We start from the raw sequence: 23,817 nt of genomic DNA, 5'->3' as shown, positions 1-23,817 counted from the left end.
GAGTTCACTCCCCTGCCTGTTTGATGATGGTCTGACTTGGCTCAGTCTGGTGGATTGAGACTGCTAGAAGCGCGGTTTGGGCTTTTAGCAGGATTGGTAGAATAGCAGATTGGGACAATCTGCGGGATTTATACCGCTCATTTGGCGGGTCCGGCTCGAATCGCGGCAATTTGCGGGATTTATACCCCTCTTTTTGCTCAGTTGGCCAAATTGGAGGCAATCTAGAGCGTAAAATGCCTCGCCATTCGCTCAGCTTGCCACCTTCGCGGCAAGCGAGGCACTTACCCTGCGTGCCGCCGCCCACCCCGGCGGGCTCGGCGGCGCTTGCCCCCGGCGGTGCTCCGCCGCCGGGCAGAGCCCTTACGCCGCTTGCGAGCAGCGCGGCGTAAAACCAACGGGCGCCCGCTTCGCCGGCGCGCCCGGGCTTTGCCGCGTCGCTTGCGGGCGACGCGGCTCGGCAGGCCCTTGCTTCGCGGCAAAGCCGGCGACGCAGCGGGCAATTCAGGCAGGACAGCGGGTGGTTCCACCACGCTGTCAGCCTCGCGCACCGGCGGTGCGCTGCAATAGCGGAGGCTCCACATCTCCGCAAGACCCTGCAGGCGGCTCCGATAAGCCGCCGGACCATAAACGGCGTCGACTCGCTCCCGCGCTTGGGCGCCTATGGTTATCGCCAGTCCCGGCTGCGCCAGCATAACGTTGACTCTTTCGGCCAGCGCGGAAATGTCCGACGCGGGCACGAGATTTTCGCCGCAGCCTGCTGAGTGCAGGATTTCCCGCAAGCCCCCGGAGTCGTAAGCGACCACAGGCTTTCCAAAAGCCATTCCTTCCAAAGCGGTCATTCCAAAGCCTTCGCGGATCAGGCTGGGAACAACCAGCACATCCATAGCGCAATAAGCAGATGGAAGGCATTCAGCATAACCAACAAATTTAAATCGGGTATACAGACCCTCGAGCTTTACCTTGCGGACACACCGATCATAGTAGCTTTTGTCACCAGCTGAACCTATGACAACAAATTTCGCACTAGGATGGACCGCGTACACAAGCACAGCCATTTTCACAAAATGTTCCAATCCTTTTTCCTTATTAATAAAGGAAGAAATATAACCGACCAGCTGCTCCTGCGGTTTAATCTTTAGCTCTCGCCGTCGTTCGCCCCGAAGCTTGCTCCAAGCCTCAATCATCATCTCTTTGTCATTCCAAGAAGGGGGAAGCTGAATCACTTTCTCCGCTCTTACTTCCTCTGGAAAGCAAGCTGCTGCCGTTTGTGAAATAGCCAGAATCTCATCACTATTCCGATGAATCAGTTCTACACTAATGGGTGTATATTCATTGTCTGTTATCGTCTCTGATATTTTCCATACCACCGGAATGCCCAGTGACTTGGCAGCCATTGCTGGCAAAGCATGGACACAGGTACTTGTAATAATAAACGCCGGGCGCAGAGAGGTCAGCCAGTCTGTTAACTCGTGGTACTCCCTGCTTTCCTGGAATTTACGAGCATCTGTCTCGAGCCCTGCATAAGGAGTGTACATTCCATATAAAAGAGGAATCGAGAGCAACTGTACACTTATTCCGAAGCTTCGAGCCTGAGCAGTCAGCTTGCCGTCCTGTGGTGCAACGAGAATACAATTAAAGTACGGAGAAAGCTCCTGAGCGAAAAACAACAACAGCTTCTCCGCTCCGGTAATACTGCGTGTATTAGATACATGTGAAAAGAGGACGATTGTAGCTTTATCAGCCATGGCGTTTCGGCGCTCCCTAACGAGGGCCTGGAGCAGCCATTCACCTCCCTAAAAGTTTTACGAAGCGTTGCTCAAGTTTCTTACTCCGTAGTAAAACTCGCTTCGGAAGCATTCGCTTAGTTTTACGAAGCGTTGCTCAAGTTTCTTACTCCGTAGTAAAACTCGCTTCGGAAGCATCCGCTTTGTTTTACGAAGCGTTGCTCAGTCTCTTACTCCGTAGTAAAACTCGCTTCGGAAGCATTCGCTTAGCCCGAGCCTCGCCCTCTCAGCCCATAACCCACCTTTGCCTCCGTTCAGCTATCCAAGCCGCTCCATCAGCTTCTTTTCATCAGGTTGCAGGCGTATGCTGAGGTCCGGTTCTACAGTATATCGAGGAAGAACAGATGCCGGCACGACACCTGTCCCCTGCTAAGCGCACATTTCCATATCCAGTTCAGACCCAAGCCTAGCCGTAGATTACTTGTAGCATCTGGTAAATACGTTTTGCGTAAGTGTGATCCTTGAGCGTCCGTTCAAAAGCACGCAGCGCGATTGCCCGGCGTTCCTCCTCATGGGTTAAGTAATAACGGATCTTATCCATCATTTCCTGAGGACTCGCAAAGGTCACAATTTCTTCATCCGGTTTGTAGAAAGATCCCATATCATCTCTAGCATCTACTAATTGCAACGTGCCCGTTGCTGCAATTTCAAAGGTACGCGGATTAGGAGAAACGGCAGGAATCGAAAGCGTATTGTTATTAACCACTTCATCAATGTGCGAGCGGTGGAGGTTAATGACGATTTTGGAGCCGCTGTAAGCTACTGACGTCTCTTGTGGGGACATCCATTTGCCAATTTCAATACGGTCACCGTAGAGCGGGGCCTCAGGCAGACGATCCCACCAGATTCCGTTAATCACTGTGTTATAGTTCATTAAATCAGGAAGAATCTCACGGAAGAAGTTCACCCGGTTCCAATAGGCGGAGCCAATAAAGCTAACTTCCCGATTCACTGACGAACGTGTTGTAGTAGGACGGTAATGCTCCAGGTGAGCAGCAAAAGGAAGATAATGGACCTCAGGGCAACCAAGTCCCCGATAGAAATCAATACAATTACGTTCAAGTGTGAATACAAAATCGTAGTGAGCCACAATCTTGACCGTAAAGTCAGTGTAATAAGGATCATCAGTAAGCCAAATAGCTGTCCGAATGCCACTAGTGCGTAGAGCATCGATCTGCTCAAGAGGTAAATCCATACCGTCTAGCACCAATACCAGATCCGGTCTTTGCGCTGCAGCCAGCTCTACTAGATTTTGACGCACATCCGTAATTGTGACTTGAGCTGTTAATTTTTGTAGTGCGCAAAGAACCGCATCATCTAAAGGAGAGTAAGGGTAGCCTTTGCCAGAAGCGACATACATGACATGAATATTCCGCACAGGAAATACTTCTTCAGATCGACCATTCAGGATCGCAAGGCGCCCCCGTAAATAGCCCTCATCATACCCCCCCTTAAAACCACTCAGACGACCACGCAGCTTTTCTTCCTCCGGAGGTGTAAGAGGTAATGGGGGGGTAGGCATAATAAATTCATTATTGTTCATAATCCTCGCTCCTTTATCCCGTTATAGATTTCATACACGTGAAGCAATTACATTCAGCAAATGAGGCAAACGCGCAGTGAATGTATGGTTTCGCATGGTAGTCCGTAATCCCCGTAAAGCATAGATTCGCCGCTCTTTTTCATGCTTCAAATAGTACTCAATCTTCTGCTGCAGTTCCTTAGCCGAGCCAAAAGTATCCAGATCATAACCAGGCCGATAATAATTTCCCAAATCCTCACGAACATCCGTAAGCTGCATAGTACCGCAGGCGCTGATCTCATAGGTGCGCGGATTAATGGAGCGTGAAGGAAGGCGGTAGCTATTCCGGTTATCCTGACCCTCTTCCCACGGGCGGTGAATATTAATGACTATTTTTGCGCCACTGTAGTAGTTGGCTGTCTCCTCAGGCGGGATAAAGCCATTGCTGATAAAAGGTGTAAGTTGATCATAGGTTGCGAGGCGTTCCCAGAACCCCCCAGCGATAAGCACTTTTTTTCCCTTAAGATAAGGTGCCAGTTCGTCAAACAGCTCTGTCCGATTACGAAATGCATTACCAATAAATACAATGTCATACTGATATTGCGGGCCGGTACGCCGTGGGTAGAACATCTTTGGATTGACACATAGTGGCAAATAATGAACCGATGACACCCCAAGGGATTGATAAAACTCTACACAACCCAGCTCATGTGTAAATACGTGATCATAATGCTTGCAAATGACTGAAGTGTCCTCTGTAAAATAAGGATCATCCACAAACCAAATGGCGGTTGGGATGCCTAGCTTTCTTATCTCCGAAATCTGTTCTAAATGATTTTCCGGGAATACATGAAGCCCATTCATCACTAGCACTGCCCCAGGCATTTCCCGTGCCGCGGTTTCCAGCATCGTTTCAGGAGTACTTATTACAAGCTCACTTACAAGCTGCTGCAGCGCCTCCGTTACGCCAGTGTCGATCGCCTGAAATCCTTGAGGAACATACATTAACTTAAATGGTCGGCAAGCTTCGACCCCTGGAGTATTCAGACGCTGCACAGCCTCACACATGCCAAGACGATATCCTTCGTGATAACCGTCGCGATATTCTCGCGGATGCTTGTGTTTTTTTCTCTTTCTCGCTTTCACGGCCTTCACCCTGCCCCGTCGTATTCTCAAGACAGTATAACTATATGCGGAGTCAGCACTCGCCTCATGGACATCTGTCTTTACTAGAACTAAATTGGCAGATGTCCCCTGTCTTTTGCCCGGCTTGCCCGAACCTTAGATGATTTCATCCACTCACAGGATGCTGGTATACTATAAGAGGTTGTTCAAAAAGTCCGCTTTTGATCACGAAGTAGCCCAAGAAGCTTACTCGACATCGAATATTGAATTCAGGCGAAACTTCCGGTGCTCACGTAGCTTCCACTACGCTCCGCTCCTCTGTTTCTACCTTCTTTCAATCTTCTCGGTGCTGAAAACCGTACTTTTAGAACACGCACTATAAAGGTCTAGCTTGAGACTTACATCTCGTCATATCTGAGCGGAAATGATTATTTATGGCATTCACAAGGGGGGCACTATGAATAACACCACGTTGTACTTGCGCCATGCAGAACTGCTTCGTGATCAGGTTCCATCATTCCAAGCCTATCCATTTCATCTGCCAGCCGTAAGAACACTGGATCGGCTTATTTTTCAAAAGCCAGTAACCTTTCTTGTCGGGGAGAATGGCACAGGGAAATCTACATTGCTAGAGGGAATTGCTGCTGCGTGGGGCTTTAACCCTGAAGGTGGAACACTTAACTTCTCTTTTAACACTCGTTCCTCACATTCGAGTCTCTATGAGTATTTTAGAATTGCTAGAGGGGTTAGACGTCCAAAGGACGGCTTTTTTCTACGCGCGGAGAGCTATTATAATGTGGCTTCTTACATTGATGAATTAGATGAACAACCGGGTTTCAGCCCACCGATCAAGAACTCCTACGGTGGTAAATCCCTGCACGAGCAGTCTCACGGAGAGTCTTTTTTCGCAGCGTTCGTTCATCGTTTTGGAGGGCGTGGTCTTTATATTCTCGATGAACCTGAAGCCGCTCTATCTCCTCTACGGCAAATGTCTCTGCTGGTGCGTATGCATGAGCTAGTGCAACAGGATTCACAGTTTATTATCGCGACCCATTCTCCCATTCTAATGTCCTATCCGGGAGCTGAGATTTTTCTTCTAGAAGGTGAGGGCATAAGGTCTGTCGCCTTGGAGGAAACAGAGCACTACACCGTGACCAAAGCATTTATGAATGACCGCCAGGGTATGCTGCGTGAGCTATTAGAGGATGAACAAGCATAAACACCTTCGACGTCCCTATAAGGACGGTAAGCGTTTAAGCGAGAAGTATAAGGATAATTTACAACATGGAACATATAAATTCTTATATTTTAATAAAAACAGCAAGTCTCCATAATCGGAAACTTGCTGTTTGATTTGTTCCATAAATTAACGTCTTACAATTCCCACTACCTTGTGTACAACCCATCCGAACATGACTACAACCATCATATCGAAGCACACATTAAACAAGAATAAATGCTTACCAATGTCAGCCCTTCCGTCCCCAAGAATCGGAACCAGGAAGGAGAAAATCCCTATCAGTCCTAATAACATCAGCAGTTCACCAGCAACTCTTCCCCGAACATCCCGACTACGGAAATATTGGAACACCGCCACGGCAAAATACACCAGATAGAATATAGTGAGAAATCCGAGCGTATGCGGAATATGCTTGTTCTTGAATTCGCTCCACCCGCTGTAAGTGTACGATAATGCACCTGCTGGCTTATTTTCACTCTTCTCATAGTTCCCTAGATAATAAGGACGAATCGCCATACTGTTACTAGCAGCATATTCCATATTATCTATTAACCGTCCTGGATGTTTTAAGTAGAAGAACAATACATCCTTATGGGATACCCGGTCGTAGAAATCCGGTACCAGCGAAGGATCATCCTGTTTGATCACTGTATCGGTCTGAAAATAATTCGTGCCCGCAAGTACCTCCAACCGCTCCGGCAATCCGAGATCCTGCAAATCTCCCTTCACATCTGGTGATTCGTTTAATATCCCAAAAAACACAGTCTGATACAGGTTAATATGCTTCAGCTCTTTTGGCGCCGTCACGTACATAACGATGGATACCAGAAATATCGCAATCGAAAAGCGTAAGGCCAGCTTTCTCCATTTTCGCTCACCATCAAGCGTCATAAACCGCAGGAAGATCAATGCAAAGGCAATCCCAATCGGCGCATTCTGAATTTTGGAGGTGACCAGAAACAGTATCGCAATAAAAAATAAGGTTAACCCCTTAGTCGTAGGCTTTTCTTGGCTAGTGAGTCTTAACCCCAGTGCAAAGGTCAACAGCATAAACACCATCGATACCGGTTCTCCAAACAAGGAGTTAAAGTATGCCAAATACCCAATATCATAGAATACAAACAAAAGAGCTGCACCTAGCAGCAGCCCCGTAACATAAGAGCCGCGAGCATTGTACTTCACCAGCAGCCAGGTCGCCACCAGTAAAAGAAGACCGTAAACTGCACCGAGCAATCTAACATCAAAAAAGCTGCCATGGATGAGCCCGCCGATCAACCTCGGTACAAGCACAATCAAAATCTGTGAAGAAGGATAGAAGCCCCTAAACAAATTCTCATACGCAAAACGAGAATGGCTAAAATTAAAAAACTGGTCGGTATACGATGCTGCAGTATCATAGTAGTTCAGACCGATGGTATTCATCATACGCAGGAAATCTCCATTATCAGCAACCCCAATAAAAGGTCCTACGAATAGCAGATAAATAATGAGACCGCAGCCGGCAAGGCTTACGAGATACTCCGGTTTCCAGAACTTTTTCATGATTCCCCCTATCTCTGTGGTAACAGCTTCACATATTCGTCGGACAAATTCATTAGCTTCAATACATACTCATAATCGCTCTGATATTTCGAGAAGTCCGTTACCGGCTTGAGCGTATCCAGCGACACAGCTTCACCATCTGCAAATCCTTTTCCAGGGACATAGAGAATGTCATCATTAAAGAAGGAGCCGGAAGGCAAATAATATCTCATCCCTAACACATTACGATCAATGTTGAGCAGGTCATGACCAAAGGCTGTATAACCTTCTTGTTGTAGTGAAACACCCATTAAATTAGCTATCGTAGGAAGGATATCTAGTTGTCCTCCCGTACGCTCTACTACCTTTCCTTGCTCCATTCCCGGCACACGCACAATGAGTGGAATATTAAAGCGGCTGATCCGGGAATCATATGGAACACCAAGTGCACTTTCCACTTGCTCTGGCGGAACGTCCTGAGGCTGCAGGCCAAAGTGGTCGCCATACATGACCAGAACCGTGTTATCCCACAATCCATTTTCTTTCAAACCTTCTATTAAAGTACCTATGGCATAATCAGTATAGTTTATAGCAGTCAAATAATCACCAAGCATCGTATCCTTCAAATTATCAGGCACAGTGATTTTCTTAAAGGAATCTGGGATTTTGAAAGGATGATGACTGGATGCTGTCACCATCTGTGCGTAGAAGGGAGTTCCCTTCTTCTTCAGCTCTGTCAATTTCTCGACACCCGTAATATACAGTTGTTCATCGGAAGCACCAAACGCATTAAAATGATCATTCGTAAAATAATCTTTGTCATAATAACCATTAAACCCAAGCGCCGGATATAGCTCATTCCGATTCCAAAACCCTACTTTATTCACATGAAAGGTGTATGCCTCATACCCTTTATCTCTTAGCAGTCGTGGTAAGCTTGGCAATTCTCTGTCCCCGAATCCGGTAGACATGGCCAAAGTACCAATCGGATAAATAGACGTATTGCTCATGAATTCAGCGTCAGATGTATTCCCTGGACCAATCTGCTGGTAAACATGAGGAAAATAAAAGCCCTCATCCGCTAACTTATTCATGACTGGCGTCAATTCTTGACCATCCAGGGATTGATGTAGTGGGAAATTCTGAAAAGCTTCTAATTGTAGCACAATTACATTTTTACCCTTTTGTGAGCCAAAATAATCAGGAGTCGTACCCGCTGGCTTGTCACTATATGGATAGGAAGATTGCAGCGCGTCAACCTTCGCAATCGTATCCTTAATATCACCCGTTCCAATGAGATTGTTATCTTCATTAATCTTAATCGCTGCAACGACTTCATAATTTAGAAATCCGGCAGTTTCCGCCTGTACAAGCTCATTTGTAATCCCCCGTGCAGAGTGGACAGAATATGCCGATAAAGAAAAACCTCCAATAATGGATACCAGAATCACCACCACATGCACGAATCCTGTCTTCCGGGAACTAAAGCGTTCACGCAGGTAGGTCTTTCCTTGTTTCCATCTGCGAATCAAACCATAGATAGCGAAGATGACAAAATCCGCAAAGAATAAGTAATCAATACTCTTTATGGTAGATTCTACGCTTGCCTTCACTTGAAATACCTGATTGATTTCAGATAAGGCCAGGTAGGTTGGAACAGAACCAAAGTGATTAAAATATACAGCAGCTGCGAATATCAACAGCGATAAAAAGCCGTTAAATATCCAATAGACGGTTGTTCTCACCCTAGATGGCGTAATCACCGTTAAAATCCCCATAATAAAAAGGACTGGCGCTACATCCGCTGCAATCCATTCCCATGCAATTCTATCAAAGAACAACACTCTCAGAAGCAACAGCTTTAACCATAACAATATAACAACGATAAAAAAATGGGCGCGATCCGGCCCTTGCTTTTTCACTTATAATCCCCTCTTACATGTTCATTTGTTCGAAATATCAAATCTATTCTAGTAATTTGTAAAATATCAGGTTGTTCTAGTATAACAATACTTACTTTTTTTATCAAAATGGTAGAATTATCTTCCACTCAAAAAAAGAGATGCCCCGCTGCCCTTTCGGCATTGGAACATCCCTGTTAACTATGAGTTGATCAATCTTCAGACGATTGAAGTACACTTAAGCAATCTTTTAATAGAACGGTTCGCTTCATTTAACACAACTTCCTTATCTACAGTCTTCAGCAGACCTCTTTCCATCACGATCTCCCCGTCGATAATCGTAGTTTCCACATCTGCCCGGGTAGCAGAATATACAATTCTAGAGATGGGATCAACGTCGTAGGAGGGGAAGGTATGGAAATTGAAGAGATTCAGGAGCACTAGGTCTGCTTTTTTACCCACCTCGATACTACCGATCTTATCTTCCATCCCTACCGCTTTTGCCCCACCTATAGTTGCCATACGAAATACACTGCGGGCATCCATCGTTGTAGGTCCATGTTGAGGCTTCTGAATAATTGCCGCGAGCCGCATTTCATTAAACATATCCAGATTGTTATTGCACGGTGCACCGTCAGCACCCAGACTTAGTGACACATGATCATGGAGCATCCCCGGTGTATCAGCAATTCCGGAGGCTAGTTTCAGATTTGAGCCAGGGCAATGACTTACATGAACTCCACGATCCCGCAATATGCGCCGCTCCTCAGCATCCAGCCATACACAATGCGCCAGTATTAAGCGCTCATTAGCTAATCCTAGATGGTCCAGATAGACGATGTTACGCATCCCGGTCATCGCCTGTACAATCTCAATCTCCCCTAAATTCTCAGAAGCATGGGTGTGCACCTTCACATCATACCTTGCGGAGAGATCTCGTACCTCGGTTAACAAGGGTTCGGTGCAGGATATTACAAAACGCGGAGAGAACGCATATTGAATCCGTCCATTGCCATAGCCATTCCATTTTTCAAGCAAATCCACACTTTCCTGTAAAGAAGAAGCGGTATCCTCCTGCAGTGCTTCAGGCACATCTCCTCCTTTTTGATCCATCATTACTTTACCGGATAAAGCACGTATACCACTTTTAGCAATGGCCTGAAAAGCATAGTCCGTATGGTGAACAGTCTCCATATCAACAATCGTAGTAGTTCCACTGGAAATCAGTTCTCCAATACCGAGCATCGCCGAATAATAAAGGGATTCCTCATCATGCGCCGCCTCTAACGGCCAAATCCGTTTACGCAGCCAGTCCATAAGCTCCAGATCATCTCCCTTCCCACGGAATAACGTCTGGCATAAATGAATATGCGTCTGAATAAAACCGGGAATTAACGTACGGTTCGTGGCATCGATGACCTTTTCGTCTCCCTGCGGGATCAGACCAATGCCGATTTCTACGATGATATCATCCTTAATTCGAACATCCCCGACAATAATTTCCTCCTGTTTGTTCATTGTAATGATCTCAGCATCTTTGATCAGAATGCTCCCCATTGTCCTTATCCCCCTCATTGTTCATTCGTTTGCCGTTTCACGGTGTAACACAAAAAGGCCACAAAAATATGCCGTAGCATATTTTCGTAGCCAGAAATTTACGGTTTCCGGTAGAGACCCTTAAACCAATTATCAAGGATATACGAAAAGAGAAGCTATTCTATTCCAAATTTGAATAAATCAATCATAAGACAAAGACAGGTTTAATGTCAACAAAAGTTATTTAAACTAACGCAAATTTCTTGATTAGATCTATTCACAATTAAAAACAATGATTTTCTCTATTCGTATGTAAAAAAACCTAACTTAAATTATGATTTTCCACACTACTTATCAATGTTTCTTAAGTTCCGCTTTTATACTCGTCCTATCACCCGAACCGATAGCTTCGCTTTTAATAAAGTAATAGCGAGGAGGAGATCAAATGCCAACAATTTCTCAAACCCCAAATGAGTTGCAAGCATTCATCGCCGCTGCTGAAAAAGTATGGTTCGAGGTCTACGATTCTGCCGATTCTCGTAGAGTGATCCGCGTTGATGGCGCCGATTATTATCGTCTGCCGGTTAGATTCAGTACCAGAGCTAAGGTTATTTCGTATTTTCGAAAGTACTGGGGCATTACAATGAGCAACACCATGTTCTGTAATTTAAAAACCGTTTCTAGAAACAACAGGCTTTATGTAATATCGGGAGATACAGGAACCATTGCTTTTATCCCAAGAAGACTCACCGTTACGGGTCGCACATCAACAAGAATACGCCTTACAGCAGTTCTGTCCATTGATGATATGAGCGATGAAGATATCGTTAACGTTCGTTACCTGATCGGCGTATCCGGTAAAAGGCTTCTTATCCTTAACCGGGATCAAAAAAATACCGATACTCGATACCAGACATGCCGTTAAAGGAATAAAGAAAAAAGGTCCAGAGGGTTAACCCTCTGAACCTTTTTTATGTTAAAGATTCCTAACTACGTTCCGGTTTCAGCACCTTCTCGAATACTGGAAAGTTCGCCGTGCGGTTCGGAAAACCCACTTCACCTCTATGGTCATAACCAAGGCGAGGATAGATTTCCAATGCTCTAGTATTCTTCGCATAAGTATCCAGCCGAATACTTGTGTAACCATTACGCGCTGCGTAATCCTCCGCGAAAGCAATTAGTCTGGTCGCAATCCCTTTTCCCTGAATATGTGGATGAACTGCTAAACGATGCATAATCAGATGCGGCCCTTGATTTTGCTTCCACTCGATCTTCTTATATTCCTCAGAAGCATTCTCATCCAGTACAAGAATACCCGCGATAGCTTGATCTTCTTCACATACATATAAGGTACCCTGTGCGATATCCAGTTCGATAATCTCTTTATTCGGATAGCTCTCATCCCACTGGTCGCTTCCAGCGGCCTGCATAACTTGTACACATTTTGAGATCAATTCCATGATCTCTTCGATCTCATCCTGTCTAGCTTTTCTGATCCCATTTCCTTCTTGCATCCTGCTATCCCCTCTTTCTTATCGACATCTGAAAACCTCTGAATAGATTCTCGTTTTAGAAGTCTATCATATTCGAAGACAAATTCCGATAGTAGGATGATTCCAGAGAGGATGCAGTCCCTCTAAGCTGAGGGACACGAAAGATCAGAATAACGCGTCATAGATTAGATCTCCGGGTCCCTTCCTCTTAACTTACCTGCCGCTGCTCAATTAAACTCCAGCTTATGCCCGTCCTCGAAACCCTTGGCGAAACCGGCGTCGAACCCCACGTTGTATGCTTCGGTGTAGCCCTGCTGAAAGGCGTCTGCCGGTGGCGTTTCCGGCGAAACGCCAAGGTCCGGGGGGAGCGGAATGACCTGTGGGGCAGGTGGAGCCTCGATAACCGGCACTACATGAACTGGTGCTTGTATAACCCTTACCTTTCGAACAAGCTTACGGCGGAGCCTTCTTTTCTTACGTACCAAAAGACCTTTCTTCGTCTTTCCATAACGAACGATTTTCCGAGCAAGTCCTCTGCGGGGTTTACGGGCTAGACCTCTACGCACTTTCGTTTTCCGCGAGAGCAACAGTGTGCGTCTGCGGGTTCTGCCTGAACGTAATGTTCTAAGGCTCTTTTTCTTCATGCTTCTATTCCTCCTGTGCTCCATGATCTCTGGAGGTTCCTACGGCGTATGCCTTGCTCAGCCATGGCGCAGCAGGAATTCCCCGTTTCGGTTGATGTAGTGAAATCCCGGACATCATCCGGCACATCGCGCTCTGATACCCACTTAAGATTCTAATATTGTCGCTCAATTTGCGGGCCGTCAGCTCAGATTGCCCCGTCAATTCGGCGATGCTCTCCAAGATGGCCGCCAAAGCAGCCTGACTGCGCGAAATGGAGCGGATCATCTCCAGCTTGACGGCATGTTCAGAGAGACGGCCCCCGCTCATTTGCTGTCTTCTCCAAAACTGAACCCATCACCTGACATGTCTCCAAAACCTTCCCCGCCACCATCATCTTCACCACTGCCCAGCACTGCTTTTAAATTGCTGTAGAGTCCATTCTCCAGTTTAGTCAGTCCTTCGACCATTTCCACGATAACTTCGTGAATGGAGAGGGATTCCTTCAGCTGCTCTTCATGAGATTCGAAAGCTCTAGCGTGGATATGATGTTGTGCCCACTGTTTTACCTTTTCAGCTTCAACCGCCTTAGCTTCCAGAATCATTGCAATGTTCCACTGGATAGTGGCGGTCGACTCCAGCATTTGCAGATAAGCCTTTTCTCTGCTCATCATCCGCCTCCTGCTCCTATAGCGTTACTCTTCTTCTTGGCCGTTCAATTCCTTAATTACTCTGCCTACCCCTTCAGCCATCGCTTCTTCCAGATCTGCAAGTGCATTCAAGTAAGCAATAATATTCTTGTTTACTTGAGTTGAGCTTTCGATCATCCCGCTGATACCGTCAAAACCGGGATCTGCATCTGGCAGATCGTGGACAATTTGCGACATACGGACAGCCACGTGGCGCTCGGCATCTAGTATCCGCGCCATCTGTTCGTGCGTATGGGCCATGTGCTGCAGGACTTTTGTTATTTTATTCTGCACCTTCATGTCTCCTTTGCTCAAACGCCCTGCTACAGCATATGCGGCAGAAGCCGGGACGGTGCCGAGGATATAAAGGCAAGTTACGTCTCTAATCAAGCGGATTGGCGGACTCAGGATACTTTAGAAAATTGCAACAGGCCGTGTAAATGGAAAATAAAAGGCCAACAGCCCGGTCCATTGGAACGGCTGTTGGCCTTTTGGATTAATAATATTTATTGATGATTCTGTAAAAGAGAACCGCCGTTTCGGCGCGGGTTGCAGCTCCCGTTGGATGGAGCAATTTCCCGTCACCAAGGACAATGCCCTCCCTGACCAGTACGGCTGCTGCCTTCACGGCATAATCAGCCACTTTGGAAGCATCCGCAAATTTGCCAAGGTCGGAGATAGAACCGGCCTCTGCTAATTTTCCTGACTTCTGCAATGCTCTTACGATGAATACCATCATATCCTGCCGGGAAATCTCTGCTCCCGGATTGAACCTGTTGCCGCCGACTCCGCTGGCAATGCCCAATTGTTTGGCGATTCCCAGCGCTTCATAATAGTATGCGTCCTGATCGGCATCCGCGAAGCTCACTTCAAAACCAGCCTTTAAATCAAACGCTCTGACCAGAAGCAATATAAAATCCGCTCTTTTCATCTTGGCGCCCGGTTCAAAGAAAGTACTCGACGTTCCCTGAACGATTCCTTTAGCCGCCAGAGCTTCAATAGCCTCTTTGGCCCACAAATGGCTGCCGATATCACTGAAAACAGGTTTCTTGGGCTGCAGTTCCGGTGTTGGTGCCGGTGTTGTCGACGGACCTTCACTTGGCTTCGGAGCTGCCGGCGTTAGCGTTGGAGTCGGGTTACCACCTCCGCCGTTGCCCGAGCTACCGTCCCCGCTGGCCTTTAATGTAGATACGATTCTCACATTGCTTATCTTGGACGTATTTCCTGCTGCATCAACAGCTATAATATAGTATTTGTACTGGGTATCCGCAGATAAACCGCTATCTCTGTATTCTGTTGCCTCCAGGGTCTTGATTTCAACGTCATTGCGGTAAATCCTGTATCCCGTTACTCCCAAATTATCCGTGGAAGGTGTCCATTTTAGATCAATGGCAGAGCTGGATACCGCTTCCGCTCTCTCTATTGTTGGTTCCATGGGAGCCTCAGTATCAACGATGGTTGGCGTCCACCAGTTGCCGGATGCCACAATCATGCTGAGCAGACGCAGATTATTGCCAAAATATAAATCGTCTTCGGTGGAAACAGCCGCATTATAATCCCATAATTTATTCAGCCACTCCTGATTGGATGAATCGATCATGGCGCTGACCATCATCGGTGCGGAGAAGGATGTGTCTGCATAATCATTGATTGCTTCCGTGCCGTCCAGCTTATATCCCGCAAGTATCTTGGCCGGATCATTATCCGCCTTGGCCCGAATCCAGCGGTTCAGCGTGCTGAGCTGCTCTTTAGCCCGGTTATCACCTGTCAGGAGATAATCCGTACTGATCCGCCAGGGAATACGGGAAGAGTTGTAGTTGTAATCCCCGTCATTTTCCGATTCCAGGAAGTATCCATCCGGGGTATCCCATATTTTCTGGCTTACCGGTTTGTATTGCCCATCCGTATCATCCTTGAATACAAAATCCGGCAACAAACCGGCTTTGGGACTGTAATTTTCATACAGACTATTAATGATGTTGTAAGTCTTATCGGTAACACGATCCCAATTGAGGTCTCCGGATACATTTTTAAAATCTTTCAGATGCTGCAGCATAAAATCGGAAGGACGTGTAGCATTGCCGAACATGGAATCATTGTCACTGACCCAATCCGCCAATTTCAATGTCCACTCGGAATGGTTGACATCGCTTTTCATAATAGCGTTGATTACCTTTTTGGCCTGGGACAAGTAGTTAATTTCCCCGCTGCTGCCCCATTGGCTGTCGGCAAGCAGAAGAGCGTAAGCAATATCCATATCGCCGTCGGTTGCCGAATCCACACCATTGATATCAATAATTTCGGTGCCGGTATCCGCTTGCTGCCATGCCATTAAATCGGGATTGATTTCACTTGGATGTGCTCTGAAATAGCGATACATCCCGTCAAAATACTTCTTAGCCTCCGGATCATGACCCGCGAGCAAAGCGGTAATCAGCATTCCGTAGCCATGCGCTTCTGAAACTGTAATCTCGTTATTCTCAAACCAATCTCCGTCGCTATACCACACGTAATACTGGTCTGACTGATATGGATTTTGTTTCAGATATTTTGTTTTCCACTCGTTATATAATCTGCCCACCGTAGCGTCCAGTTGGGCCTGAGTCAAGTGATTCGGCTTAATGGAGCCGGCCACATAAGACGTATGCTGCGGAAATGCCTTATGGACACCCTCTCCAGTGGATGAAGGTTTGGTCTTTACTTGAACGGTATTGCTCGCCAGCGATTCCTTCTCTTGTGCATTATAGGCCTTCACAGTATAACTATAGGCCGTATCCGGAGTTAACCCGGTATCGCCGTAGGATATTTCCTTCGTCGTGCCGACCTTGCTGCCGTTGCGGTATACGTTGTAGCCCGCTGCCTGAATATTGCCGGCCGATGCCGTCCATTTCAAGTTGATTTGGTAAGGAGAAACCGCAGTTCCTTTTAAATCTGAAGGTGCTGAAGGCGGCTCCGACTCGCTTGGACCTTCGATTGTGCTGACTTCGACCGGATCTGAATTGATTCTTGTGCCGACCGCTTTGACAATAAATTCATATTTTTTCGCAGGATTGATATCATCTACCGTGTAGGTGTATTCCGTTTGACCTTCCGCTGCTGGCACATATATACTCCAGTGTGTCTTCAACTTGTCATTCTTCTCATAAATCCGGAATCCTCTTACAGGTTCTGTACTTGCGGAAGGTGCACTCCAGGTCAGAACCGCCTTGCTGCCGTTCAATTTCACCTTCACCGCTTCAACCGGGTCCGGCTTGGTGTCCGTTCGCTTGATCCCATACTTGTCATATGCTTTTAGGCCGTCGCCAACGGTGTCCGGCTGATTCTCATCCGCTACGGCTGCGGTATATGCTGTAAAGGAAAGCACCCGGTCTGTGATGGAAACATCCGTAAACATCTTCTTCTCCGGCTGTTCGTCGATGGCTGCAAAGTAATCATCATAAGGAACCGGATTCCCGTTTTCGTCCTGAATCTCGCGGGGTTCTCCATTCTCATCCAGTTCATATTGATTGTTCTTATAATAGAATTTATTTCCGAATGCATTAGACATGAGATAGACCGTGCCTTTGGGGTTGAGCGCATTGCCCTCTCCATCAAATGTCAGCTTCTCCTTGGGAATAACTTCATCATTGTACATTTGGAAGGATCTCATATACATATGATCATGGGCCTCGAACACCATATCGATGCCCATCTCGTCAAAGGCAGGAATCAGGTATTTCTTGTAAAACTGGACGCGATCGTCTTCCCATTGTGCAGAATTGTCGCCTGCTGCATAAGGGCTTTTGTGAAAAGTAACAAACTTCCACTTCTTGTCGCTGCGGGCGACCGTACTCTTCATCCAGGCCACTTGGTCCCAGAATTGGTCATCTGCCCATTCCACTTCTTTCCCATTCTCTGCAAGTGCCCCCGAATACTGCGAATTGAAGACAAGATAGAGTGCATCACCGTATTCAAAAGAATACACAGAGCCTTCATGAGTATCCGCAACAACCTGTTTCGGCAAGTTGAAATGGTTGTAGAAGTTGTTATTCGGCGTCGTCTCGTCTCCGTCATAATCCATGACCTCATGACCGCCAAGTACAGGCACATATGGCACTTGCAGCAATTGATTCTGGGCTGCTCCGAGCATCCATTGCCACTGCTCCTCCAAATCACCGTTATCCACCAGATCTCCGGCGCTGATCAGGAATTTAGGGTCGCCTATATAATCAACTGCTTTCCGGAAGGTATCACCCCAAGGCTCAAAGTCAGACTTGCTGGAAGCCTGTGAATCGGAACCGGCGATAAAACGGAAAGGCTGGTGGCCGGCAGCATCGGTAGTGAACGAGCCGATAGAGCTCCAATCACCTGATTTGCCGTTACCTGCCCGAAATTTGTAAGCTGTTCCCGGTTGAAGCTGATCTGCAATGACTTTATGACTAATAAATTTCGTTTTATGGTTCGTACTTCTGTCGCTTTTACTCATAAAGGTCTCAATTTCTTCGGCCTCTCCCTGATAAGTCAAAGCCCCGTTCTCCGGGAAAATGTTCCCCATAACCTTTGAGGCTTCTATAACCTGTACCACGGTATCCGTCATTGCATCCGTGTACCAGGCCAAAGCAATGCTCGTCTTTGGATCTCCGTTAAATGTCATATTGATGGATTTTGGAGCAAGAGGCGAATCCTGAACGCCAAAACTCCAGGAAACTTCCCGAACTAGCGGCACAAGATCTGCCCCCTTGATAAGCTCCTTGGGTATAGTTACTGTGTAAGACTTCCCATAAGTCAACGGAGGATGGTTTATCCGCAAAGTATCTCTGTTTAAGACTTCAAGTGTAACCCGATCAACCGGTTGATCGTTCTCATCGGCAAATCGGACAGCATAACCCGGATCAAGGGCAATGGCCTTGTTGAATTTGATTTCAACGGGAGCTTCGGGAGACACATTTCCAGAACCGTCTGAAGGCTGCTGGACAAGATCTACGGTAGGAATGACAGGTTCTTTCCCCGGGATCGGCTCGCCGGACACCTTAATATTTCGGATTCTACTGGAACCTGAACCCCCTATGCCCTCATCATTCCCCCTGGTGTTGGTATCGGAGCTGACGATCCAGCGAATATATAATATTTCCCGATCATTGCTGTTCGGAAGGGGAGTATTCACCAATCTGCAGGTATCTCCCGGGCAATCAAAACTGGAGACGGCCATTTTAAGATTCGTATTCGGCACATCCTCCCACGTTTGTCGGTCTACACTCGTCTGCACTTTAAAATCACGCGGACCTGACCCGGATGAATTTTGCTCAGAGGATAAGGTGATCTTCTCAAACCCGGTTGTAGACACGGTAGCAAGCCAATACTTTTTCCCGTTTCCATTGTCCCAGCCCTGATAGCTGATCGCTTTCTTGCTTACATCCACATCCTCGAACACACCGCCTACATTGCGAAAAGTAGAAGCTGTCTCATAGATGCCGTATGTAGCCGAGATTACCCCCACATTTTCAGCGGCCTCATCAAACACCCATTCGGCAATCGTCTTTACACCGGTTATTGAATCTGAACCGACAGCATCTGGTGCAGGTGCAGCATTTGCAATCTGGAATGGCAGCAGTATAAGCACGAGCAACAAAGAAATGGATTGGTGTAGCCTTCTTTTCAAATGACCCTTCTTTTGCACTCTCGTTCCCTCTTTTCGCAGATAATAGTTTAAGCGCTTTAACTTTCACTTGCAGCGGACCCTGATTTTCTTTTCCCCTCCTTAAATACGATTTATATGTAAATATAGCGCATTCATTTCTATTCAATCTCTGCATATTTTGTTATTGTTAATGATTTTCTACTTTTACCGCTATTTAATTTCTATCCTGTTCAACAGGTCAATGAACGTGATACGATTGATTCAGGTATGGATCATGTTTCTGCGAGGATCATTCCCGCCGGATTGGAGATGACACCCCTGGAAATCAACTTCTATAAGTCTGATCCCTTTCACATTAGCCGAGAGAAAAAAAATGTCTCAAGTATGCCTTCAAATCATTATCACGATGCTTATGAAATTCTCTACTTAGTGTCTGGAGAGCTGTACTATTTTATAGAAGACCGAACCTTTCAAATCGTCAGCGGGGTTTTATTGTTCATTAACGCTAATGACCTGCACAGACTGATTAATGTAAATGGTACGATGTACGAAAGAGTTACTTTATTGTTTAAAAGGGAGTTCCTTCGCGACTTTTTTGCGGACAGCCCTCTTCCATGCGACCTCTTCTCCTGCTTTCACTCCAGATCAAATGCGATCAAGTTAAGCGGCAACGACCAGATCTTTGTCGAGAATCTTTTTAGCAAATTGATTCATGAAGACACCAAGAGACCTCCAAATTTCGACTACTATCGGAAAATCCTGTTGATGGAGCTGCTGATCTTCATCCAACGAAAAAAGCTTCCGGATCAAAACGAGCATTTTGTAGAAACGAACCGGACCCATAAGAAAATTTCCCAAATCATCCATTTCATCAACGGTAACTTCGCTGAGCCTCTGTCTCTGGAATACATATCGGACAGGTTCTCCATAAGCACCTCCCATTTAAGCCGAACGTTCAAGGACACAACCGGTTTTACTTTCAGCGAATATGTAAATAACACCCGCCTGAAAGAAGCCCGCTCTCTGCTGCAGGACTCCAAATTAACCGTTTCGGAAATCGCTGAGCGTGCAGGATTTGGTAACCTGACCCATTTTGGAAGAGTATTTAAAACCATGACCGGAACCTCACCGCTCAAATACCGCAAACAGAACCGGGTTGATGAAGATAATATCTCTACGCAAGCTTGAGATCAGGTCCTTCGTCCGGACTGCTGCGCCAATCAAGAAAAAACGGGAGCCGTCCATAAGGACGACCCCCGTTTCTCGTAGAAATATAAGCAAAGTATGGTGAAAGATATACTTTCTTATAGTTTATAAAGAAGGAGTGCCCGACCCAAGGCCGGCCACTCCACGTTACCGCTGCCACTTATGGCAGTGCATCCTTCAGCTTCTCTCCCGCCTCCCGCAGAGACTGGAACGTCCCCGCATCGCTCCACCAATCCTTGAGAACATCATAGCTGAGCCTGCGGTTAGCAGCATATATATTATTTACATCGGTAATCTCCAGCTCCCCCCTCTTGGAAGGGGATACTTGGCGGATGATGTCAAACACAGCTTCATCGTACATATAAATACCTGTTACGCAAAATTTGGTCTTGGGATGCTCGGGTTTCTCTTCGATATAAGCAATCCATGCAGAATCTTGACTATCGAACACGGGAACACCGTATCTACGTGCGTCGTCCACCGGCTTCAGCAATACCTTTGCTGTACCTTCAGGCTGCCGAAGATAGCTCTCCACGTAAGGCGTCAGATCATCCATAAACAGATTATCACCAAGCAATACGACAAACCGTTCCCCAGGGAAAATGAATCCTTCTGCTAAATCGAGAGCCTCTGCAATGCCTCCAGCAGCTTCCTGAATCTTATAAGTCAGAGATACACCAAATGCTGCACCGCTGCCTAAAAAATCCGTATACAGACCAGCAGACTGCTTGCTGATGACCAGAAGAATGTCGGTAATTCCTCCCCGGCGAAGCCGATCTATGCCGTAACAGACCATAGGATATTTGCCGACCGGAAGCAAATGTTTGTTCATAAGCCGGGTCAGCGGTTGAAGTCTGGATCCTGTTCCGCCCGCCAGTATGACTCCTTTCACTTACTTTCCTCCTCTTTATCTAAGTCCTTTGCCTTCGGATCTGCACTTTATATGAAACTCGTTGGATCCACATTCCATTTGTTCATAAAGAGCTTACGATTTCGTTCCACCAGCTCCTGTAGCCCGGTGTGGTATACCTGCTTGAAGCTCGCACTTCCTTCATGGTGTACAAGGCAATCCCCTGCGATGAGCAATCGGTATCCCTTTAGCCTGGCGCGATAACAATAGTCATCATCCTCGTAATGTCCAGGTGAGTATCTCTCATCCAACAGACCTACGGAAGTAAGTAGCTCTCTTTTGAATAAAAAACATAATCCTACCAAACGTTTAGTCTCCAACCATTTTTGAGGATTGGAACGGTTAGTTATCTCTGCAGCCTTATGAAAATCTAACAGACTTTCATAATCAGTCTTCACCTGTTGACGTCCACTCGCATAGTTTGTCACTGGCCCAACAATACCAACTTCAGGAGCACTATATAGCGATCTCTTCAGATTAGTTAACCATCTATGGGAAACCACCACATCATTATTCAGCAGTAACAATTCATCCCCTGATGCTAGCAGTAGACCCAAATTGCAGGCGGATGGAAAGCCTCGATTCTCAGGCAACGAAATAAACGTTATACGATTCGCGCGGCAATAGGCATCCGTTCCATCTGATGAAGCATTATCTACAACGATGATCTCGTAAGGCAGTGGAGTATAAGCACGTATCGATTCCACACAGGACTGCAGCAGTGGCAACGCGTTGTAGGTCGGAATAATAATACTAGTCATCGTCATATCCGGTTCCTCCAAGCGGCTACTTGTCTGCGGTATTCACGCTGCGTTTCGCTATTAAGTAAGCCCCCATCATCTCGACGGGAAAGCACCTCAAGGAGAGCCTCTGCGTGATCCCCTATGATCAGTTTCTCCACAGCATTTCCAGCGCCTATGTTCGCTTGACGCAGCCGATTATGCTTAATCACATTCACCGTTCCAACTTTCTCCACCCTTAGCTTCTCTAATACAGAACGAGCTTGGGCTTTAGGAGGAACTATTAATTCACGGTAGCCTATAGTCTCAAGTGCTCTCCGGGAAAGCGCGTGAGGGACAGCCGTCATAGAGCTAACTCCGAGATCGTACCGTCCAAGAGCATAATTCAGAAACAGCTTGCTGCGAGTAACATCATCGCATAATTCAAAAGAAGGCATCAGTGGATCCAAATCATTAAGAGCCACGTCAATTCCACCATCTACAGCAGCTGTGAATAATCCGAGCTGAGATGCAGGGATAACCATATCTCCGTCCAGGAAGAGCAGAATATCTCCTCGACTCAGCTTCGCACCAATAGCCCGCCCTACATCATGTCCAACTGACTCCGGACAATGCACAACTATTGCTTGACGATGTTGTCTGGAAATGGGAAAGCTGCTATCGCTGCAACCGTTAAGCACGACGATAATTTCAGTAGGTCCCAGCCGCGATACCTGTTGCAGCAGACGTCCCAAGGTCTGCTCCTCGTTACGCGCGGAGATAATAACTGACAAGGTCCCACGTAAGCTCGGTAAATTCAGCACCTCGCGACCTACCTTGGATTGCCGAGACAGAATCGGTGGCCGAGCGGTAGGGATGCCTCTTTTTACCGAACGATTCGATACCCTTTGGCGGGGTGCCAGTGTTGTTTTGGCCTGACTAGATGCTGAACGTTTCTTTACCGTACGAGTTGCTGTTCCTCGTCGAACGGCAGAGCTACCAGACACTTGTAACAGAGCAACCATCATCTCACCATCTCTCTGCGCCGGGTTCCGTCGGTGAACCCCGCCCTGTTTCCCCGGTGTTCAAGCAAGAGGGTGACAGCCTCCATATGATCTGCTGTAATCAACTGTTGCAAAGGATCTGTGCCATCTTCCTTACGTCTGACCGCATTCAGTTTCCCTACATGCACTTTGTGAGCAGCTACCACACGTAAACCACTCAGAACTGCCTGAGCATGTGCCAGAGGGGGACGAGATAATGATTGACTCCCTAAGATTTCAAGCGCTCTTCGGCTGATTGCGTGCGGAACCGCCGTCATCGAACATCCTTTTAGATCTGGACGGCCAAGTAAAATATTAAGTGCATGTTTGGACAGCACCACCGGATGGGGCGAAAGTCTCCTTACCGGTCCGGAATAATCATTAAGCGCTATGTCTGCGCCACCACTAATGGCGGTGACGAAAGGACGTAGCCCCGAGGCAGGAATCACTAAATCTCCATCGGTAAACAAGAGAACCTCTCCCTTAGCTACCTCTGCTCCGACACTGCGACCAGCGTCGTGTCCCAGCGGCAACTCATAGGAAATAACATGCGCACCAAGCGAAAGGGCAATTTCTGCCGTTTGATCGGCTGATCCGTTGACGATTACAATAACCTCGCAGCGCGGATGGACCCTTCTAGCTCCGGATATCACTCCCGCAATGGTCTTCGCTTCGTTCATGGCAGGAATAATAACAGAAACATAGGGATTTGGATGGTTAACGATAGGGATTGCGGCGACTTGCCGCACTGGGCGTGAAGTCCGCCGTTTGATCCGAGAGACCCGCCGTCCCGTGCGGCGGGCAGAAGTACGTTTGGGCTTCATGCTCATCCACCTTCCTTACAGAGCCTATTCGTCAGGCTGAGGGTTACATCACAGTTTATGTACTAC

Annotated in this window: 20 protein-coding genes and 1 riboswitch; of the genes, 3 read left to right on the top strand and 17 right to left on the bottom strand. The window is 46.9% G+C overall.

The features are described 5' to 3' along the window. Window positions 1-4 precede the first annotated feature (4 nt). The 4 genes from NSQ29_RS01065 to NSQ29_RS01050 all read right to left on the bottom strand — a co-directional run bounded on the left by NSQ29_RS01065 (window position 5) and on the right by NSQ29_RS01050 (window position 4,374). Window positions 5-304 (bottom strand): hypothetical protein, encoded by a 300-nt coding sequence (locus NSQ29_RS01065; RefSeq protein ID WP_341124116.1) that lies wholly within the window; start codon window positions 302-304, stop codon window positions 5-7. Beyond that, a complete protein-coding gene (locus tag NSQ29_RS01060) occupies window positions 282-1,745 on the bottom strand; it encodes a glycosyltransferase family 4 protein (protein ID WP_341124115.1) in 1,464 nt (487 codons plus the stop codon). The genes NSQ29_RS01065 and NSQ29_RS01060 overlap by 23 nt, the downstream gene beginning before the upstream one ends. 445 nt (window positions 1,746-2,190) lie before the next feature. Further along, window positions 2,191-3,306: a CgeB family protein gene (locus NSQ29_RS01055; RefSeq protein ID WP_340974987.1), complete on the bottom strand. Its 1,116-nt coding sequence runs from the start codon at window positions 3,304-3,306 to the stop codon at window positions 2,191-2,193. A 51-nt stretch (window positions 3,307-3,357) separates the two neighbouring features. Next, the gene (locus NSQ29_RS01050; protein ID WP_081383023.1) at window positions 3,358-4,374 is read right to left on the bottom strand and encodes a CgeB family protein; all 1,017 of its coding nucleotides are present in this window, start codon (window positions 4,372-4,374) and stop codon (window positions 3,358-3,360) included. Between the two features lie 514 nt (window positions 4,375-4,888). Between NSQ29_RS01050 and NSQ29_RS01045 the strand changes: the two genes are divergently transcribed. Continuing rightward, entirely contained in the window at window positions 4,889-5,650 is a 762-nt protein-coding gene (locus NSQ29_RS01045) for an AAA family ATPase (protein WP_076300408.1), read from the top strand. A 147-nt stretch (window positions 5,651-5,797) separates the two neighbouring features. Here the strand turns inward: NSQ29_RS01045 and wsfD are convergent, their stop codons facing one another. The 3 genes from wsfD to NSQ29_RS01030 form a co-directional block, all read right to left on the bottom strand. Next, complete coding sequence (gene wsfD, locus NSQ29_RS01040; RefSeq protein ID WP_340972708.1) at window positions 5,798-7,213, bottom strand: glycan biosynthesis hexose transferase WsfD; 1,416 nt, start codon at window positions 7,211-7,213, stop codon at window positions 5,798-5,800. A gap of 8 nt (window positions 7,214-7,221) precedes the next feature. Continuing rightward, window positions 7,222-9,114, bottom strand: a complete 1,893-nt coding sequence (locus NSQ29_RS01035; RefSeq protein WP_341124114.1) for an LTA synthase family protein — start codon at window positions 9,112-9,114, stop codon at window positions 7,222-7,224. Window positions 9,115-9,312: 198 nt separating this feature from the next. Continuing rightward, on the bottom strand, window positions 9,313-10,650 hold the full coding sequence (locus NSQ29_RS01030; RefSeq protein WP_341124113.1) for a 5'-deoxyadenosine deaminase: 1,338 nt from the start codon (window positions 10,648-10,650) through the stop codon (window positions 9,313-9,315). A 67-nt stretch (window positions 10,651-10,717) separates the two neighbouring features. Further along, window positions 10,718-10,816: riboswitch (purine riboswitch) on the bottom strand. 258 nt (window positions 10,817-11,074) lie between these two features. On the opposite strand from NSQ29_RS01030, the gene NSQ29_RS01025 reads away from it, so the two are divergent. Continuing rightward, a complete protein-coding gene (locus NSQ29_RS01025) occupies window positions 11,075-11,554 on the top strand; it encodes a DL-endopeptidase inhibitor IseA family protein (protein WP_340972711.1) in 480 nt (159 codons plus the stop codon). A gap of 61 nt (window positions 11,555-11,615) precedes the next feature. On the opposite strand, the gene NSQ29_RS01020 is transcribed toward NSQ29_RS01025, so the two are convergent. From NSQ29_RS01020 to NSQ29_RS00995, 6 genes are all read right to left on the bottom strand, one after another. Continuing rightward, entirely contained in the window at window positions 11,616-12,143 is a 528-nt protein-coding gene (locus NSQ29_RS01020; RefSeq protein WP_339243395.1) for a GNAT family N-acetyltransferase, read from the bottom strand. 206 nt (window positions 12,144-12,349) lie between these two features. Next, a complete protein-coding gene (locus tag NSQ29_RS01015; RefSeq protein ID WP_339243397.1) occupies window positions 12,350-12,766 on the bottom strand; it encodes a hypothetical protein in 417 nt (138 codons plus the stop codon). 4 nt (window positions 12,767-12,770) lie between these two features. Then, entirely contained in the window at window positions 12,771-13,073 is a 303-nt protein-coding gene (locus NSQ29_RS01010; protein ID WP_339243398.1) for a hypothetical protein, read from the bottom strand. Continuing rightward, the gene (locus tag NSQ29_RS01005; protein ID WP_042191502.1) at window positions 13,070-13,414 is read right to left on the bottom strand and encodes a hypothetical protein; all 345 of its coding nucleotides are present in this window, start codon (window positions 13,412-13,414) and stop codon (window positions 13,070-13,072) included. The genes NSQ29_RS01010 and NSQ29_RS01005 overlap by 4 nt, the downstream gene beginning before the upstream one ends. 24 nt (window positions 13,415-13,438) lie before the next feature. Continuing rightward, window positions 13,439-13,726, bottom strand: a complete 288-nt coding sequence (locus tag NSQ29_RS01000) for a hypothetical protein (RefSeq protein WP_042191504.1) — start codon at window positions 13,724-13,726, stop codon at window positions 13,439-13,441. A gap of 202 nt (window positions 13,727-13,928) precedes the next feature. Then, window positions 13,929-19,088, bottom strand: a complete 5,160-nt coding sequence (locus tag NSQ29_RS00995) for a glycosyl hydrolase family 8 (RefSeq protein WP_340972714.1) — start codon at window positions 19,086-19,088, stop codon at window positions 13,929-13,931. Window positions 19,089-19,358: 270 nt separating this feature from the next. On the opposite strand from NSQ29_RS00995, the gene NSQ29_RS00990 reads away from it, so the two are divergent. Then, window positions 19,359-20,237 carry an AraC family transcriptional regulator gene (locus tag NSQ29_RS00990; RefSeq protein ID WP_042194468.1) on the top strand — a complete coding sequence of 293 codons (879 nt, stop codon included), beginning with the start codon at window positions 19,359-19,361 and terminating at the stop codon, window positions 20,235-20,237. A 178-nt stretch (window positions 20,238-20,415) separates the two neighbouring features. Here NSQ29_RS00990 and NSQ29_RS00985 read toward each other — a convergent pair whose 3' ends face one another. From NSQ29_RS00985 to NSQ29_RS00970, 4 genes are read right to left on the bottom strand one after another with little or no spacing between them, the layout of a single operon-like run. After that, window positions 20,416-21,147: a sugar phosphate nucleotidyltransferase gene (locus NSQ29_RS00985; protein WP_042191506.1), complete on the bottom strand. Its 732-nt coding sequence runs from the start codon at window positions 21,145-21,147 to the stop codon at window positions 20,416-20,418. 47 nt (window positions 21,148-21,194) lie between these two features. After that, window positions 21,195-21,932: a glycosyltransferase family 2 protein gene (locus NSQ29_RS00980; RefSeq protein ID WP_341124112.1), complete on the bottom strand. Its 738-nt coding sequence runs from the start codon at window positions 21,930-21,932 to the stop codon at window positions 21,195-21,197. Beyond that, window positions 21,929-22,912, bottom strand: coding sequence for a glycosyltransferase family 2 protein (locus tag NSQ29_RS00975; RefSeq protein ID WP_341124111.1), 984 nt, complete (start codon window positions 22,910-22,912; stop codon window positions 21,929-21,931). Before NSQ29_RS00975 ends, NSQ29_RS00980 begins: the two co-directional genes overlap by 4 nt. Then, a complete protein-coding gene (locus tag NSQ29_RS00970) occupies window positions 22,909-23,751 on the bottom strand; it encodes a glycosyltransferase family 2 protein (protein WP_340972716.1) in 843 nt (280 codons plus the stop codon). The genes NSQ29_RS00975 and NSQ29_RS00970 overlap by 4 nt, the downstream gene beginning before the upstream one ends. Window positions 23,752-23,817: the final 66 nt, after the last annotated feature.

The organism is Paenibacillus sp. FSL F4-0236 (assembly GCF_038000135.1).
In the GTDB taxonomy this organism is placed as follows: Bacteria; Bacillota; Bacilli; order Paenibacillales; family Paenibacillaceae; genus Paenibacillus_AQ.
Note: the sequence above shows the minus strand (reverse complement) of the source record. Positions and strands in the feature narration are given on the sequence as shown.